Annotated in this window: 12 protein-coding genes; 7 read left to right on the forward strand and 5 right to left on the reverse strand. The window is 70.5% G+C overall.

Translation table 11 applies throughout. From position 1 onward, the window contains the following. Positions 1-22 precede the first annotated feature (22 nt). Together RT2_RS07555 and RT2_RS07560 are read left to right on the forward strand one after the other, a co-directional pair. Positions 23-1,030, forward strand: coding sequence for an iron-siderophore ABC transporter substrate-binding protein (locus RT2_RS07555; RefSeq protein WP_072843955.1), 1,008 nt, complete (start codon positions 23-25; stop codon positions 1,028-1,030). Between the two features lie 132 nt (positions 1,031-1,162). Next, a complete protein-coding gene (locus RT2_RS07560) occupies positions 1,163-2,608 on the forward strand; it encodes a sugar porter family MFS transporter (RefSeq protein ID WP_072844237.1) in 1,446 nt (481 codons plus the stop codon). Positions 2,609-2,620: 12 nt separating this feature from the next. Here the strand turns inward: RT2_RS07560 and RT2_RS07565 are convergent, their stop codons facing one another. Next, on the reverse strand, positions 2,621-4,285 hold the full coding sequence (locus RT2_RS07565) for an amidase (protein ID WP_072843957.1): 1,665 nt from the start codon (positions 4,283-4,285) through the stop codon (positions 2,621-2,623). 147 nt (positions 4,286-4,432) lie between these two features. Then, positions 4,433-6,367 (reverse strand): 1-deoxy-D-xylulose-5-phosphate synthase, encoded by a 1,935-nt coding sequence (dxs, locus tag RT2_RS07570; protein ID WP_072843959.1) that lies wholly within the window; start codon positions 6,365-6,367, stop codon positions 4,433-4,435. Between the two features lie 182 nt (positions 6,368-6,549). Between dxs and glsA the strand changes: the two genes are divergently transcribed. Genes glsA through RT2_RS07590 form a run of 4 tightly spaced genes read left to right on the forward strand, consistent with a single transcriptional unit; the run spans position 6,550 to position 10,930 of the window. Continuing rightward, a complete protein-coding gene (gene glsA / locus RT2_RS07575; RefSeq protein WP_072843960.1) occupies positions 6,550-8,400 on the forward strand; it encodes a glutaminase A in 1,851 nt (616 codons plus the stop codon). A gap of 54 nt (positions 8,401-8,454) precedes the next feature. Next, positions 8,455-9,462 (forward strand): ATP-binding cassette domain-containing protein, encoded by a 1,008-nt coding sequence (locus RT2_RS07580; protein ID WP_072843961.1) that lies wholly within the window; start codon positions 8,455-8,457, stop codon positions 9,460-9,462. Beyond that, positions 9,459-10,295, forward strand: coding sequence for an ABC transporter permease (locus RT2_RS07585; RefSeq protein WP_072843963.1), 837 nt, complete (start codon positions 9,459-9,461; stop codon positions 10,293-10,295). The genes RT2_RS07580 and RT2_RS07585 overlap by 4 nt, the downstream gene beginning before the upstream one ends. Beyond that, positions 10,292-10,930: an SIMPL domain-containing protein gene (locus RT2_RS07590; protein WP_072843965.1), complete on the forward strand. Its 639-nt coding sequence runs from the start codon at positions 10,292-10,294 to the stop codon at positions 10,928-10,930. The genes RT2_RS07585 and RT2_RS07590 overlap by 4 nt, the downstream gene beginning before the upstream one ends. Before the next feature lie 74 nt (positions 10,931-11,004). Here RT2_RS07590 and RT2_RS07595 read toward each other — a convergent pair whose 3' ends face one another. Together RT2_RS07595 and RT2_RS07600 are read right to left on the reverse strand one after the other, a co-directional pair. Next, on the reverse strand, positions 11,005-12,534 hold the full coding sequence (locus RT2_RS07595; RefSeq protein ID WP_092775914.1) for an MDR family MFS transporter: 1,530 nt from the start codon (positions 12,532-12,534) through the stop codon (positions 11,005-11,007). Between the two features lie 53 nt (positions 12,535-12,587). Continuing rightward, positions 12,588-13,079 carry a MarR family winged helix-turn-helix transcriptional regulator gene (locus tag RT2_RS07600; RefSeq protein WP_072843969.1) on the reverse strand — a complete coding sequence of 164 codons (492 nt, stop codon included), beginning with the start codon at positions 13,077-13,079 and terminating at the stop codon, positions 12,588-12,590. Positions 13,080-13,276: 197 nt separating this feature from the next. Here RT2_RS07600 and RT2_RS07605 point away from each other — a divergent pair, with 197 nt between their 5' ends. Continuing rightward, a complete protein-coding gene (locus RT2_RS07605; protein WP_072843971.1) occupies positions 13,277-14,248 on the forward strand; it encodes an esterase/lipase family protein in 972 nt (323 codons plus the stop codon). Between the two features lie 77 nt (positions 14,249-14,325). On the opposite strand, the gene RT2_RS07610 is transcribed toward RT2_RS07605, so the two are convergent. Continuing rightward, positions 14,326-15,594 carry a class I SAM-dependent RNA methyltransferase gene (locus tag RT2_RS07610; protein ID WP_072843973.1) on the reverse strand — a complete coding sequence of 423 codons (1,269 nt, stop codon included), beginning with the start codon at positions 15,592-15,594 and terminating at the stop codon, positions 14,326-14,328. Positions 15,595-15,598 lie beyond the last annotated feature (4 nt).

Consider the following 15,598-nt stretch of genomic DNA (forward strand, 5'->3'; position numbering starts at 1 on the left):
GACATAGGTTAGGCTTCCCTTCGTGAAGCTCCCTCTCCGTCTCGGTATCGCCGCCCTCGCCATCACCACACTGGTCGGCTGCTCAGCCGACACCGGCAGCTCCGACGGTGCGACCTCCGGCGCCGACGGCTCCTTCCCCGTGAGCATCGACCACACCTTCGGCACCACCACCGTCGACAGCTCCCCGCAGCGGCTCGTCACCATGGGCTGGAACGCGCAGGACGTGCTCTACGCGCTCGGGCTCTCGCCCGTCGGCCAGCCGAGGTACAGCTACGGCGCCACCCCGGCCGGCATCATGCCGTGGACGGAGAAGTACTTCGACCCCACCGAGACCACGCTGTACGAGGACCCGGCGGCAGGCGAACCGTCGATCGAGGCGATCGCCGCCCTCGCGCCCGACGCGATCCTCGCCCCGTACGAGGGCTTCGACGAGGCCTACTACGACAAGCTCAGTGCACTCGCACCGACCGTCGCATATCCGGGCGACGCCTGGCAGACCACCTGGCAGGACCAGACCACCCTCGTCGGCCAGGCGGTCGGCAAGCCGGAGGAGGCCCGCGGCCTGGTCGACGGGCTCGGCCGGACCCTGTCGGACACCGCCGCCGCGCACCCCGAGTTCGCGGGCAAGACCCTCGCCGTGGTCAACCTCGACACCGCCTCGGGCGAGGCCAACGTCTACCTGCCCACCGATCCCCGCGTGCAGGTGCTGACCGAACTGGGCTTCGTCGATGCGCCGGGAGTCGAGGCGCTGGCCGAGGACAACCCGGCAGGCAACTTCTTCAAGTCGATCTCACTCGAGAACCTCCGCGACATCGATGCGGACGTGGTCGTCGGGTTCGTCAGCGGAAACGCCGGTCCCGCTTCCGATCCCGCATTCGCCCAGCTCTCGGCCTTCGGCCGCGGCTCGGCGGTGGTGCTGAGTGACGAACAGGTCATCTCCGGCCTGAGCAGCGTGAGCGTCCTGAGCGTCCCGTGGGTCCTGGACAAGATCGTCCCGCAGCTCGCCGAGGCCGCCCGCCGGGCCGGCTGAGCGTCGCGGCGCCCCCGAGGAGTGGGCGCTGAAATGTGGGCACCGGGACCGAGCGCGCAGTAGCGTTCGATCCAGTCCCCGGGTGTTGTACGACGCAATGGGGCGTCGACCGCGGGGCCCAAGGGGCCGATGATGTCACCCAGCGACACAGTCTTCGGTGGACCGGGATCGAGCGCGGCGAAGGCCGACGTCGCGCACGCGGTGATGTTCTCCGCCGCCGCCGCCCTCGGCGGCTTCCTCTTCGGCTACGACACCGCGGTCATCAACGGCGCGGTGGGTGCCATCCGGGACAAGTACGACATCGGCGCGGGCGGCACGGGTCTGACCGTGTCGCTGACCCTGCTCGGCGCCGCGCTCGGCGCCTGGATCGCGGGCACCCTGGCGGATCGGCTCGGCCGCATCCGGGTGATGCAGCTCGCCTCGGTCATGTTCATCGTCGGGGCGATCGGGTCCGCGTTCCCGTTCACCGTCTACGACCTCACCGCCTGGCGGGTCCTCGGCGGCGTCGCGGTCGGCTTCGCGTCGGTGATCGCCCCCGCCTACATCGCGGAGATCTCCCCCGCCGCCATCCGCGGCCGGCTCGGGTCGATGTACCAGCTCGCCATCGTGCTGGGCATCGCCATCTCCCAGCTGGTCAACTACGCCCTCTCGTCGACGGCCGGCGGCGCTCGGGGCATGCTCGCGGGCGTCGAGGCCTGGCAGTGGATGCTGGCGCTCGAGGCGGTGCCGGCCGCGCTCTACCTGATCATGACGTTCACCATCCCGGAGTCGCCCCGGTACCTGGTCGCACGGGGCCACGACGACGACGCCCGTGCCATCATCTCCGAGCTCGAGGGCGGCGACCACGACGCGGTGACCCACCGGATGGACGAGATCCGGAACTCGCTCAGCGAGCACCGGACCAAGACCACGGTGCGAGAACTGTTCTCCCGCAAGCTCGGTGTCGCACCGCTGGTCTGGATCGGCATGGCCCTCGCCGCGCTGCAGCAGTTCGTCGGCATCAACGTGATCTTCTACTACTCGAGCACGCTGTGGCAGGCCGTCGGGTTCGGCGAGGACCGGTCGCTGTTCATCAGCGTGGTCAGCGCGATGGTCAACATCGTCGGCACCTTCGTCGCGATCGCGGTGATCGACCGGATCGGCCGTAAACCGCTGCTGCTCATCGGTTCCGTCGGCATGGCACTCTCGCTCGGGACCGCCGCCGTCTGCTTCCACTCGGCGGTGGTGACCACCAACGACATCGGCGAGTCCGTCGCGACCCTCGAGGGCACCAACGCGACCGTCGCACTGATCGCGGCCAATGCGTTCGTCTTCTTCTTCGCGTTCTCGTGGGGCCCGGTGGTGTGGGTGCTGATCAGCGAGATGTTCCCCAACCGGGTGCGCGCGGCGGCGGTCGGCATCGCCACCGCCGCCAACTGGGTGGCGAACTTCCTGGTCTCGTCGACCTTCCCGGCACTGGCCGACTGGAACCTCTCGCTCACCTACGGCGGCTACGCCGTGATGGCGGTCGTGTCGCTGTTCGTGGTGTCCCGGTTCGTCACCGAGACCCGCGGTCGCACCCTCGAACAGGCGGGCTGACGCCGGACCGACTCACACGGGGTCGGTCGCGGTCGACGCCGTGAACCGCAGGGCCGGCGGCGCGGCGTCGGTGTTGGTCGGGTCCGGACCCGGACCCGGTGTCGTGCGAACGGCTTCGGGGATCGCCCGCGGCGACGCCGGGAGATCCGGCGCGTCACGCCAGTACGGCCGTGCCTCCTGCAGTTCGAGCGCAAGAGAGACCAGTCCTGCCTCGTCCCACGGGCGCCCGCCCACCTGGACCCCGAAGGGGATGCCGGTGGCCGCGGACCGACCGGCCGGCGTACAGACGACGGGTGCGCCGCTGAGGTTCGCCCACTGCGCCGCGCCGTTGACGTACTGTCCTGGGCCGCCGCCCCGCCGCATCCCGTCGTGGATGGTGCCTGGTACCAGCACCGCGTCCAGTCGCGCCTCGGCGAACAGGCGGTTGTAGGCACGCTGATAGGTGGCACGCTCGCGGTTGAGCTTCAACTGGTCGGCGACCGGCCCGGAGAGGGACGCGACGGCAGCGGTGACCTGCGCCGCGTTCACCGCGTCGTAGGACCCGACCCGGTCCGTGAACTGCTGGTGGTAGGCCCCTGCCTCGAACTGGTCTCCGAGCAGCAGCCCCTTCGGCAGCGGGGGCATCGTGACATCGACGATCTCGCCGCCGAGTTCGCGCACCAGCCCCAGGAAGTCGTCGAACAGGGCGGCGGTTGCCTCCGGCAGATCGTCGCTCACGGTAGCGGGAAGGCCGAATCGCTTTCCCGCCAAGGGCTTCCGGCCGCCGCGGGCGACGAGTGGGTAGCCGTCGGCACCGACGTCCGGCCCCAACTTGGTGACGACGTCGTTGGCGTCCGGGCCCGCCATGTGGGAGAGCAACAGTGCGGCGTCGGCAACGCTGCGCCCCATTGCGCCGACGTGGTCACGGTTCCATGCCAACGGGATCACCCCGTAGGTGCTGCATCGACCGAACGTCGGCTTGATCGAGGTGACACCGCAGACGGATGCAGGGAACCGGATGGAGCCACCGGTGTCGGTTCCTACGGCCAGCGGAGTGAATCTCGCCGCGAGCGCCGCTGCGCTACCACCCGAGGACCCGCCGACCGACGCCGCCGTGTCCCAGGGATTCCCAGTCTGCGGAGTGCCGGCGCCGAGGGCAAACTCGTGGGTGTGCGCGTGACCCAAAAGCACCATGCCCGACTCACCGAGACGACGCCACACGGTCGAGTCACCCGCGGCGATGTTGCCCTCCAGGACGCGACTCGACGCGGTCAGCGGCAGGCCCTTGACCGCGAACAGGTCCTTGAGCGCGATGGGCAGACCGCACACCAGCGGTGCGGCGCCGTCACGACGCACCCCGTCCGCGGAGAGCCTGGTCCCGGCGCGCTCGGCCTGTTCGCGCGCGACCTCGGGGTAGATGCGCACCCAAGACCCGATGTCGCCGTCGTGTCCGGCGCTGCGGGTGAGGCACGCCTCCAGCAACTCCCGCGGATGCAGCTTACGTGCCTGCAGCAGGCTGGCCGCCTCGACTGCACTGAGCAGCGCGGGGTCGGTCACGGTGATCGAATCGACGTCCGGCAGCGTGCGCTCGCGTCGGTGGATCCGCTCGCCTGCGGCCGCCCGGCCGCCTAGTCCGACCGCGGCAGCGCCGACCCCGGCTCCGGCAATGAACGTCCTACGTGACAAACCCTCGCGCATCGACTGCTCCCAGTTGAACTGTCATCGCCGACCGGCAAATACCTGGACAAGCGTTCAGCATAAGTCGAATCCCGGGATTCGAGACGCGGTAGGCCAGATCGGACGCGGGTTTTCGGGTCCGATCCACAGCTTGCCGAGCGACCGGCCCTAGCCGATGCCAGGCGTGCCGGTACCCAGCCCAGACTCCGCCTGCTGCTCGTCGGTGTGCATCCCCGCCACCCAGCCGGTGATCTGACGGGCCAGGTCCTGAGCGGTCAGCCCGACCTCGGCCAGGATCTGGTCGCGGGAGGCATGGTCGAGGAAGCGCTGCGGGATGCCGGCATCGCGGGCCGGGGTGTCCACGCCGGCCGCCCGCAACGCCGCCGACACCGACGCGCCGATCCCGCCCTGCACGCCGCTGTCCTCGAGCGTGACGACCAGCCGGAACTTCGCTCCCAACTCGATCACGGACGCCGGCACGGGCAGCACCCAGCGCGGGTCCACGACGGTCGCGGTGATGCCCTGCTGCCCGAGCCGCGTCGCGGTCTCGAGCGCCACCGTGGCGAACGGACCGACCGCCACGATCAGCACGTCACCGCCCTCGCCCTCCGGCCGGGCCAGCACGTCGACGCCGTCGACGAGCCGCTCCACGGCCGGGATGTCTTCGGCGACAGCGCCCTTCGGGAAGCGCAGCGCGGTGGGCCCGTCGTCGACGGCGAGCGCCTCACCGAGCTCCTCGCGCAGGGTGGCCGCGTCCCGCGGTGCGGCGACGCGCATCCCGGGCACGATCCCCAGCAGCGAGAAGTCCCACATACCGTTGTGGCTGGCACCGTCCGGGCCGGTGACGCCGGCCCGGTCCAGGACCAGGGTCACCGGCTGGTCGAGCAGCGCGACGTCCATCAGCACCTGGTCGAAGGCACGGTTGAGGAAGGTCGAGTAGACGGCGACCACCGGGTGCAGGCCGCCCAGCGCCAGGCCCGCCGCGGACGTCATCGCGTGCTGCTCGGCGATGCCGACGTCGAACATCCGGTCCGGGAACCGCTCCCCGAACGCGGCGAGGCCGGTGGGACCGGGCATGGCCGCGGTGATCGCGACGATGTCCTCGCGCTGCTCGGCCCGCGCGATCAGCTCGCTGGAGAACACCGACGTCCAGTCCGGCGCGGACACCGTGGTCGCACGCCCGGTGCGCGGGTCGATCACGCCGGTCGCGTGCATCTGGTCGGCCTTGTGGTTCTCGGCGGGCGCGTAGCCCATGCCCTTGCGGGTCACGGCGTGCACGATCACCGGACCGCCGAAGTCCTTGGCCCGCCGCAGCGCCGACTCGAGCGCCGCCTGGTCGTGGCCGTCCACCGGACCGAGGTACTTGACGCCCAGGTCGGTGAACATCACCTGCGGGCTCACCATGTCCTTGATGCCGGCCTTCATGCCGTGCAGCAGCTGGTAGGCCGCCCGGCCGACCCACGGCATCTTCTTGACCATCCGACGGCTGTTGTCGAGGACCTTCTCGTAGCCGGGCTGCAGCCGCAGCGCCGCGAGATGGTCGGCGAGGCCGCCGATGGTCGGGGCGTAGGAGCGACCGTTGTCGTTGACGACGATGACCACCGACCGGTCCTTGCCGGCGGCGATGTTGTTGAGCGCCTCCCAGCACATGCCGCCGGTGAGCGCGCCGTCGCCGACGATCGCGACGACATGCCGGTCCTGACCGGTCAGCTCGAACGCCTTCGCCAGGCCGTCCGCGTACGACAGCGCCGCCGACGCGTGCGAGGACTCCACCCAGTCGTGCTCGCTCTCGGCGCGACACGGGTAGCCCGACAGGCCGCCCTTCTTGCGCAGGGTGTCGAACTGGTCCATCCGGCCGGTGACCATCTTGTGCACGTAAGCCTGGTGTCCGGTGTCGAAGAGGATCGCGTCCCGCGGCGAGTCGAAGATCCGGTGCACGGCGAGGGTCAGCTCGACGACACCGAGGTTCGGACCGAGATGACCGCCCGTGGCGGAGACCTTGTGGACCAGGAAGTCCCGCGCCTCAGCGGCTAGCTCACGCATCTCGGCGAGGCTCAGCCCCCGTAGATCGCCGGGCGTCTGGACTCGCGATAGGACACCCAACGAGATCGCTCCCTCCGAGGAACACCGCCGACCGCGTGTCGGTGGACCGGCCCAGTCTACGGAGCCTCATACCCACACCACCGCCAGGCGTGCCGACAGCCACGCCGGACAGCAACGCTGCCAGCCCATTATGCCCGCAATCGTGAGTCAGTTCACAGGTCGAAACCCCTAGGCTGATCGCCATGGGACGCATCGAGGACACCTCGCCGGGCAACGTCGTCGACCGGATCATCCACGAGGTGTACACGCTGTGCCGGGAGAACCGGGCGGGTGAACTCGCCGACTACATCCCCGAACTCGCCGCGGTCGAACCGGACGAGTTCTCGCTGTGCGTGGCCACCAGCGACGGCTACGTCTACCGAGCGGGCAACGCGGACACCGAGTTCACCATCCAGTCGATCTCCAAGCCCCTCACCTACGGTCTCGCGCTCGCCGACCACGGCGTCGACGCCGTCGCCCGGAAGATCGACGTCGAGCCGTCAGGCGAGCCGTTCAACGAGATCAGCCTGGACCCGGTGACCGAGCGTCCCCGCAACCCGATGATCAACGCGGGCGCCATCACCTCCGCGTCGCTGATCCAGGGCGCGGACCCGGCGGAGCGATTCGAACGGTTACGGCGCTGCTACTCCCTCTACGCGGGCCGGGACCTCGAACTCAACCAGGACGTGTACGCCTCCGAGTCCCGGACCGGGCATCGCAACCGGGCGATCGGGCACATGCTGCGGTCCTTCGACATCGTCTCCGGCGACCCGGACGAGGCCGTGGACCTCTACTTCCGGCAGTGCTCGATCAACGTCACCTGCCGCGACCTCGCCCTGATGGCGGCCACGCTCGCGAACAACGGCGTCAATCCGCTGACCCGGGAGCGGGCCCTGGCCCCGGACCTGGTGGAGCGGGTGCTCAGCGTCATGACGTCCTGCGGCATGTACGACGCCGCCGGGGACTGGATCACGCAGGTCGGCCTGCCCGCGAAGAGCGGGGTCGGCGGCGGCGTACTGGCGGTGCTGCCCGGTCAGATCGGGATCGCGGTGCACTCCCCCCGGCTCGACTCGCACGGCAACAGTGTCCGCGGTGTCCAGGCCTGCCGGGAGCTCTCGCGCACCCTCGAACTGCACTTCATGCACGTCACCCGGGCCGGCCGGTCCGCCATCCGGACCAGCTACTCCGTCTCCGAGGTGCCCTCGCGGCAGCGGCGCAGCGGGGCCGAGCTGTCCACGCTGGCCACCTACGGGAACAGGGCCCGGATCTACGAACTGCACGGCGACCTGCTGTTCTCGGGCGCGGAGACCGCGGTCCGCGCGATCGCCGAGCGCGGCACCGACCTCGAGGCACTGGTGGTGGACCTGCGCCGGGTCGACGACGTGAGCGCGGTGGCCCGCCGGATGCTCGACACCCAGCACGCGGAACTCGCCGAACGCGGGTGCCAGGCCGCGGTCGTCGACCCGGACGGGCGGCTCGGGCGCACCGCCTCGCGGCTCGGGTCCGGCGCCGCGGCGGGGCGGGTGTTCGTGGACCTCGACGTCGCGCTGGAGTGGTGCGAGGGCGTCCTGCTCGACCGGCACTGCACCGGCGAGCGGATCCCGGCGTCCATCACGCTGGCCGAGCACCCGCTGCTGACCGCGCTGACCGACGACCAGTTCGCCCGGGTGAGCGGCGACCTCGAGCGCCGCACCGTCGCCCGGGGCGAGACGATCGTGCATCGCGGCGACCCGGCGGCCGGCATCTTCCTGATCCTCTCCGGCCAGGTCAGCCACCTGCTGCCCGGCGGAGACGGCCGCACCCACCGGATCACCTCGCTCTCGCCTGGCATGACGTTCGGCGAGATGACGACCCTGATCGGCGGCACCGCCCTGGGCGACATGCGGGCCGACACCGCGGTGACGCTGGCCCTGCTGACACCGGAGGCGTTCGCGGCGCTGACCGCGCAAGCGCCGCAACTCAAGTCGGCACTGCTCGAGCGTCTCGCGGCGGGCGCGTACGCGCAGCTCGACGCCGCCGTCCGGTCCGTCGCGCTGCGCGGTCCCGCGATGTGAACAATCTCTAATATTCATTTCCGTTCATTCCTCCGATCGGACAAGGTGAACGCCATGCACTCGCAGAGAGAACTGGCCATCCACACCGAGGGCCTGGTGAAGCGGTTCGGGACGAACATCGCGGTCGCCGGGGTGGACCTCGCGGTACCCACCGGGGGCGTGTACGGCGTCCTCGGACCCAACGGGGCCGGCAAGACCACCACCATCCGGATGCTCGCCACCCTGCTGGAGATCGACGGCGGCACCGCCCGGGTCCTCGGGCACGACGTGGCCCGCGAGGCCGACGCCGTCCGCAGCAAGGTCTCGCTCACCGGCCAGTTCGCCTCCCTCGACGAGGACCTGACCGGCACCGAGAACCTGCTCCTGCTGGCCCGGCTGTTCGGCTTCTCCCGGGCCGCGGCCCGGGCGCGTTCCGAACAACTGCTCACCGCGTTCGACCTGAGCGAGGCCGGCTCGCGCCAGGTCAAGACCTTCTCCGGCGGTATGCGCCGGCGCCTCGACATCGCCGCCAGCATCATCGTCACACCCGAGCTGATATTCCTCGACGAACCGACCACCGGGCTCGACCCGCGCAGCCGCAACCAGGTCTGGGAGATCGTCCGGGCGCTCGTCGCCGGCGGCACGACCGTCCTGCTGACCACCCAGTACCTCGACGAGGCCGACCAGCTCGCCGACCGCATCGCGGTGATCGACCACGGCAAGGTGATCGCCGAGGGCACCACCGGCGAGCTCAAGGCCTCGGTGGGATCCGGGGCGTTGCACGTCCGGGTCATGGACCCGTCCCAGCGGGCGGCCGCGGCGGTGCTGCTGACCGACGTGCTCGGGGTCGACGTGACCTCGGAGTCCGACCCGGCGGCGCTGACCGCCCGGATCAGCGACCCGAAGCGGGTGTCGCTGGCCCTGCCCGCGCTGGACGACGCCGGGATCGCGGTCGCGACGTTCGCCCTCGGCCAGCCCAGCCTGGACGAGGTGTTCCTGGCACTGACCGGCCACCCCGCGGAGTCCGAGTCCGGCTCCGCATCCGAGAACGACCCCACCGCACTGAAGGAGACCGCATCATGACCTCGACGACGGTGGCGAGCCCCACGGCGGCCGCGGTGGGCGACGTCCTGCAGCTGACCGGTCCACGACCGGCCCGGCCCAGCGCGTTGTCGGCATCGCTGTCCTTCGGCTGGCGGGCGCTGCTCAAGATCAAGCACGTGCCCGAGCAACTGTTCGACGTGACCATGTTCCCGATCATGTTCACGCTGATGTTCACCTACCTGTTCGGCGGCGCCCTGGCCGGTTCCACCGCCGACTACCTGCAGTTCCTGCTGCCCGGGATCCTGGTGCAGACGGTCGTGATGATCACCATGTACACCGGACTGACCCTGAACAAGGACATCTCGGCGGGCGTCTTCGACCGGTTCCGGTCGCTGCCGATCTGGCGTCCGGCCCCACTGGTCGGCGCGCTCTTCGGGGACGTCGTCCGGTACACGATCGCGTCGACGATCGTGCTGCTGCTCGGCCTGGTCCTCGGCTTCCGGCCCGCGGGCGGCGTGGTCGGGGTGCTCGCAGCCGTGCTCCTGCTGCTGCTGTTCTCGTTCAGCATGTCCTGGATCTGGACGATGATCGCGATGGTGATGCGCAGCGAGCAGTCCGTGATCGGCGTGTCGATGATGATCCTGTTCCCGCTGACCTTCGCCAGCAACATCTTCGTGGACCCGGCGACCATGCCGGGCTGGCTGCAGGCCTTCGTCAACGCCAACCCGATCACTCACCTGGTGTCCGCCATCCGGGGCCTGATGGCGGGCAGCGTCGAGATCGGCGAGCTCGCGATGGTGTTCGGCTGGTGCGCCGGCTTCATGCTGATCTTCGGACCGCTCACCATGCGGCTGTACAACCGGAAGTCGTGACCGTGGTGACGCCGTCGGTGACCGTGCTCGGTCAGGGATCCGCGTCGGCCACGCCGGACCTGATGCGGGTGACCGTGACGGTGGAGGTGCGGCGGCCGGACGTGGCGGGCGCCTTCGCGCGGGCCGGGGTCGCGGCCCGCGCGGTTTCGGCGGCGCTGCGGGACGCGGGCGTCGCGGACGCGGACCTGTCGACCACCGGCCTCGGGGTGCAGGCCGACACCGTCTGGCAGGAGAACCATGGCCAGAAGGTGGTCGGCTACCTCGCGAGCAGCACCCTGTCGGTCACGCTCCGGGACCTGTCGGATCCGGGGCGGGTGATCGCGGACTGCGTCGCCGCAGGCGGGGACGACGTCCGGCTCGGCGGGCTCGACCTGGGCCTCGCCGACCAGTCCGACCTGCTCGCCCGGGCCCGCGAGGCCGCCTACGCGGACGCACGCGCGAAGGCCGAGCAGTACGCGCGGCTGTCCGGGCGCGCCCTCGGCGCGGTGCTCGAGGTGACCGAGACACCCGACGCGCCGGGGCCGCGGCCGATGCTGCGGGCGATGGCCGCCCCCGCCTCCGACGCCTCGATGCCCGTCGAGCGCGGCGAGAGCACGGTCGCCGCCTCGGTTCGGGTGTGCTGGGCGCTGGCCTGACGCCGCAGACCTCTCCGACACGCGGAAGGCCCCGACGCACCTGCGTCGGGGCCTTCCGTCAGATCTGAGGAGATCTAGACCTTCGCGTACTCCTCGTCCAGCTCGGACGGCCCGAGGTCGATGGTGGTGCGCAGCGGCTTGTTCGGCAGGAAGACCACCGCGACCACGGTGATCACCGAGACCGCCGCCGAGACCAGGAAGATCAGCCCGGTGGCGTCGCCGTAGGACATCCGGACGACCTCCTGCACCGGCTCGGGGAGCACCGCCAGGTTCAGGTTGCCGCCGCCCTGACCGTGGGTGTCGATGCCGAGCGTCGCGAGGCCCGTCGCGGTCAGTTCGGAGACGCGGGTGGCCAGGACCGATCCGAGAACCGAGACGCCGATCGCGCCGCCGAAGGTCCGGAAGAACGCCACCACACTGCTGGCCGCGCCGATGTCCTGCACGCTGACGGTGTTCTGCACCGCGAGCACGACGTTCTGCATCAGCATGCCGGTACCCAGACCCAGCACCGCGATCATCGCCCCGATCACCCACATGTGCGTCTCGTGGTCGACGGTGCCCAGCATCAGGAAGCCGACGAGCTGCAGCACCGCGCCGGCCACGACGAAGCTCTTCCACTTGCCGAACTTGGTGATCAGCTGGCCGGAGCCGACGGTGCCCAGGAGCATGCCGAGGACCATCGGGATGGTGAGCAGGCCGGCCTCGGTGGGTGAGTACCCGCGGGCGGTCTGGAAGTACTGACCGAGGAACGTGGTGGCGCCGAAGAGCCCGACGCCGACGGCGACCGAGGAGATGATGGCCAGCGCGGTGGTGCGCTCCATGACGATCTTCAGCGGGATGATCGGCGACTTCGCGCGGCTCTCGACGAGGACCGTCAGCACGAGCAGCACCACGCCGGCGCCGACCATCAGGGCCGACTCGGTGGAGATCCAGTCGTAGTAGGCGGCCTTGCCGGCGAAGGAGACCCACACCAGCAGCACGGAGACGCCGGCGGTGAGCAGGGTGGCGCCGAGCCAGTCGATGGACACGTCGTCCTTGCGCACCGTCTCGATGTGCAGGGTCTTGTGAAGCAGGAACAGCGCGATCACGGCGAGCGGGACGCACACGAAGAAGCACCAGCGCCAGCCGAGGCCGTCGGCGATGACGCCGCCCGCGACCGGTCCGCCGGCCATGGCGACGGCCATGACGGCGCCCATGTAGCCGGAGTACCGGCCACGCTCACGCGGCGGGATGATGGTGCCGATGATCGCGACGACGAGCGCGGTCAGGCCGCCCATGCCGATGCCCTGGATCACCCGGGCGCCGAGCAGGACCGGCACGTTGTGGGACAGGCCCGCGATCACGGAACCGACCACGAAGATCACGATCGCGCTCTGGACCAGCAACTTCTTGTTGTACAGGTCGGCGAGCTTGCCCCAGATCGGAGTCGAGGCGGCGGTCGCCAGCAGCGAGGTGGTGATGACCCAGGCGTACTGGGTCTGGCTGCCGTTGAGGTCGCCGATGATCGTCGGCAGGGCCGTCGAGACGATGGTCGAACTGATCAACGCGGTGAACAGCGCGGCGAGCAGGCCGGCGAGGACCTCGAGGATCTGACGGTGAGTCATCAGCGGCGCGGCGCCCGGCGACGCCGACCGCGCCGCGGTGTTGTCTGTGCCTGTCATGGGCGTGTGTCCCCCCGGAAATCGGTTTCGGTGGCGGCCACGGTCTGCCGTGCCGTCGGGTTGACGAAGGTGTCCTTGAGCCGACGCAGCGACGCGAGCGCGGTGTCCGCCTCGTCCTCGCTCCACGAGTCGAGCAGTGCGGTCAGCCGCCGTGCGCGGTCCGCCCGGTTGTCCTCGAGCAGTCGCAGGCCCGACTCCGACGCCTGCACCAGGCAGGCCCGGCCGTCGTCGGGATCGGGACGGCGCTCGACGAAGCCGGCGTCGAAGAGGTCGGCGATCTGCCTGCTCAGCGACGACTGGCTCACGCACAGGCCGGCGGCAAGGTCGCCCTGCCGGCGCGGTCCCCCGGTGGCCAACGAGTGCAGGACCCCCAGCAACGCCGGGGGCAGTCCGGTCTCGTCGTCCGCGAGCAGGACGTTGCGCAGCACCCTGCCGAAAAGGAACACCTCCTCGACGAGGTTCTCCGCGGTGGCGGGGTGTACCGACATTTCAATCCTCAAGGTAAAGAGTCATTAATGATGCTTGCAGTAAGCAACTATATATTGGTTGCATTACCCACACAATTGGCTGTGACGGACCAGACACGGCCCCACCGCGCTCGGGACGGGCGGAGAACCGGTGGTGTCGCCGGTCGGACACCGGCAATCCCCGCACTAGGCAACGGACCGAGCAGTTGCTAGGTTCGATGACCCGTACAACATTCGGAGGCTCTGTGTTACGTACGTCACGTGCTGTCGTCCTTGCGCTGTCCCTGGTCGCGTTGGTGTTGCCGTTCGGGGCAGGTGGCGCTCAGGCCCAGCCGCTGCCCGAGAACTACAACTTCTTCGCGGGCATCCCGGACGAGCTGACCAACCCCGGCGGGTCGCTGCCCGGATCGAACGACTTCTCGTGCAAGCCGTCGGCGGAGCATCCACGGCCGGTGGTACTGGTGCACGGCACCGGGGGTTCGCAGCAGACCAACTGGGGCGCATACGTCCCGATGCTCAAGAACGCCGGCTACTGCGTGTTCGCCCTGACCTACGGCGCCATTCCGGGTGCGCCGTGGCCGATCTCGGCGATCGGCGGGATGGGTCCGATCGGTGAGAGCGCCGCCCAGTTCAAGACCTTCGTCGACCGGATCCGCTCGTCGACCGGTGCACAGACGGTGGATGTCGTCGGCCACTCGCAGGGCACGATCATCCCGACCTACTACCTCAAGCAACTGGGCGGTGAGGGGACCATCACCAACTACGTCTCCATCGCTCCCCCGTGGCGCGGCCTCACCACGCTCGGTGCGGACGGACTCCCCGCGCTCGCGAAGCGACTGGGCGTGCCGGAGTCCTCGATACCCGTGTGCCAGGCGTGTGGCGAGATGACGGCCGAATCCGAGGTGGTCAAGAAGGTCAACGCCGGCGGCACCCCCTACGTCGAGGGCGTGAACTACACCAACATCTCCACCCGCTACGACGAGGCCATCCGGCTCGAACAGGGCCAGGTCCCGGGCCCGCCCGGCTACAACGTGACAAACATCGTGGTGCAGGACACGTGCTCGCAGGACTACTCCGAGCACGCGGCGATCGCGGGATCCAGGCGCGCGGCCTACATGACGCTCAACGCCCTGGACCCGGCGCACCCACGCGAGGTGCCGTGCATGTTCGTGCCCCCGTTCAGCGGCTGACCACAGCGTCCCTCTGAGGAGACGGTGCCGGCCGGTGCCTCCCGGGCCGGCCGGCACCGTGCCCGCACACCGGTGCCCTACCTCGTCAACAGCGCCAGGCACTCCACATGATGGGTGAGCGGGAAGGCATCGAACGCCCGCACCTGCTCGAGCCGGTAGCCCTGCGCCAGGTACAACCCCACGTCGCGGCCGAACGCCGCCGGGTCGCAGCCGATGTGCACCACCCGCTCCGCGCCCGCCGCGGCGACCGCCTCGACCACCTCGCGGCCCGCACCAGCCCGCGGCGGATCCAGCACCACCGTCCGGACCGGACCGGGCAACTCGCCGACCACGGTTTCGACCCGATCCGCCCGCAACTGCACCTGGCCCAGGTCGCCGAGCGCGCGCCTGCCGTCCTCGACCGCGCCGCGGCCGGACTCCACCGACATCACCAGGCCTCGCTCGCCGACCCGGCTCGCCAGTTCCGCGGCGAACACACCGACCCCGCCGTAGAGGTCCCAGGCGGTGTCCCCGGGGGTCAGACCCGACCACTGCCCCACCGCGTCCGAGTAGGCGGCGGCTGCGCCGCGGTGCGCCTGCCAGAACCCGGTCGCGGACAGCTCCCAGGTCCTCTCCCCCACCCGCTCCACCGCGCGGCCGGTGCCGAAGGCCACCCGCTCGCGGCGGGGCCGCGCCGAGGCCGCCCGCCGGGCCATGGCGCCGCGGCGGCCGGGACTGCGCCTGCCGGTCTGCGAGATCCGGGCCGGCTCGATCTCCACCACGTGCCGCGTGCCGTCCGCGTCGACGGTGACCTGCAGCTCGCCGCCGGGGCGCCAGCTCTGCTCCGCGAGCCCTGCGAACGCCCCCGCCACCGCCTGCGGGCACGCCAGTTCGGTGACAACCGCGCTGCTGCGGTACCCGTGGAAACCGGCCGCCCCCTGCCCGTCGACGGCCAGCCGGACCCGGGTGCGCCAGCCGGTACCGTCGCCCGTGCCGGGCAGCTCCTCGACCTCGACGTCCCACTCCAGGCCCGCCAACCGGCGTAGCTGCTCGGCCACCACCGCGGCCTTCATCGACCGACCGGCGGCCGGCGTCGCGTGCGAGTAGTCGCAGCAGCCCGCGCCGCCCGGCCCGGAGATCGGGCACAGCGGCGCCACCCGGTCCGCGGAAGCCTCGAGCACCTCGACGGCGTCGGCCCGGCAGAACGAGCCGCCGCGGTCCTCGGTGACCCGGGCCCGGACCAGTTCGCCCGGCAGCCCGTGCCGGACGAACACCACCCGTCCCTCGTGACGGGCCACGCATAACCCGCCGTGCCCCGGATTGCCCAGGCGCAGATCGAATTCCAGCCCGAACCAGTTCTCGCTCATCTAC

Source organism: Rhodococcus tukisamuensis NBRC 100609, assembly GCF_001894985.1.
In the GTDB taxonomy this organism is placed as follows: domain Bacteria; phylum Actinomycetota; class Actinomycetes; order Mycobacteriales; family Mycobacteriaceae; genus Rhodococcus_G; species Rhodococcus_G tukisamuensis.

Bases quoted from the DNA above. Each gene is read 5' to 3' on its own strand.
- RT2_RS07560 (WP_072844237.1), top strand. From the start codon at position 1,163: ATGTCACCCAGCGACACAGTCTTCGGTGGACCGGGATCGAGCGCGGCG.
- RT2_RS07565 (WP_072843957.1), bottom strand. From the start codon at position 4,285: ATGCGCGAGGGTTTGTCACGTAGGACGTTCATTGCCGGAGCCGGGGTC.
- glsA (WP_072843960.1), top strand. From the start codon at position 6,550: ATGGGACGCATCGAGGACACCTCGCCGGGCAACGTCGTCGACCGGATC.
- RT2_RS07580 (WP_072843961.1), top strand. From the start codon at position 8,455: ATGCACTCGCAGAGAGAACTGGCCATCCACACCGAGGGCCTGGTGAAG.
- RT2_RS07585 (WP_072843963.1), top strand. From the start codon at position 9,459: ATGACCTCGACGACGGTGGCGAGCCCCACGGCGGCCGCGGTGGGCGAC.
- RT2_RS07595 (WP_092775914.1), bottom strand. From the start codon at position 12,534: ATGACTCACCGTCAGATCCTCGAGGTCCTCGCCGGCCTGCTCGCCGCG.
- RT2_RS07600 (WP_072843969.1), bottom strand. From the start codon at position 13,079: ATGTCGGTACACCCCGCCACCGCGGAGAACCTCGTCGAGGAGGTGTTC.
- RT2_RS07605 (WP_072843971.1), top strand. From the start codon at position 13,277: ATGACCCGTACAACATTCGGAGGCTCTGTGTTACGTACGTCACGTGCT.
- RT2_RS07610 (WP_072843973.1), bottom strand. From the start codon at position 15,594: ATGAGCGAGAACTGGTTCGGGCTGGAATTCGATCTGCGCCTGGGCAAT.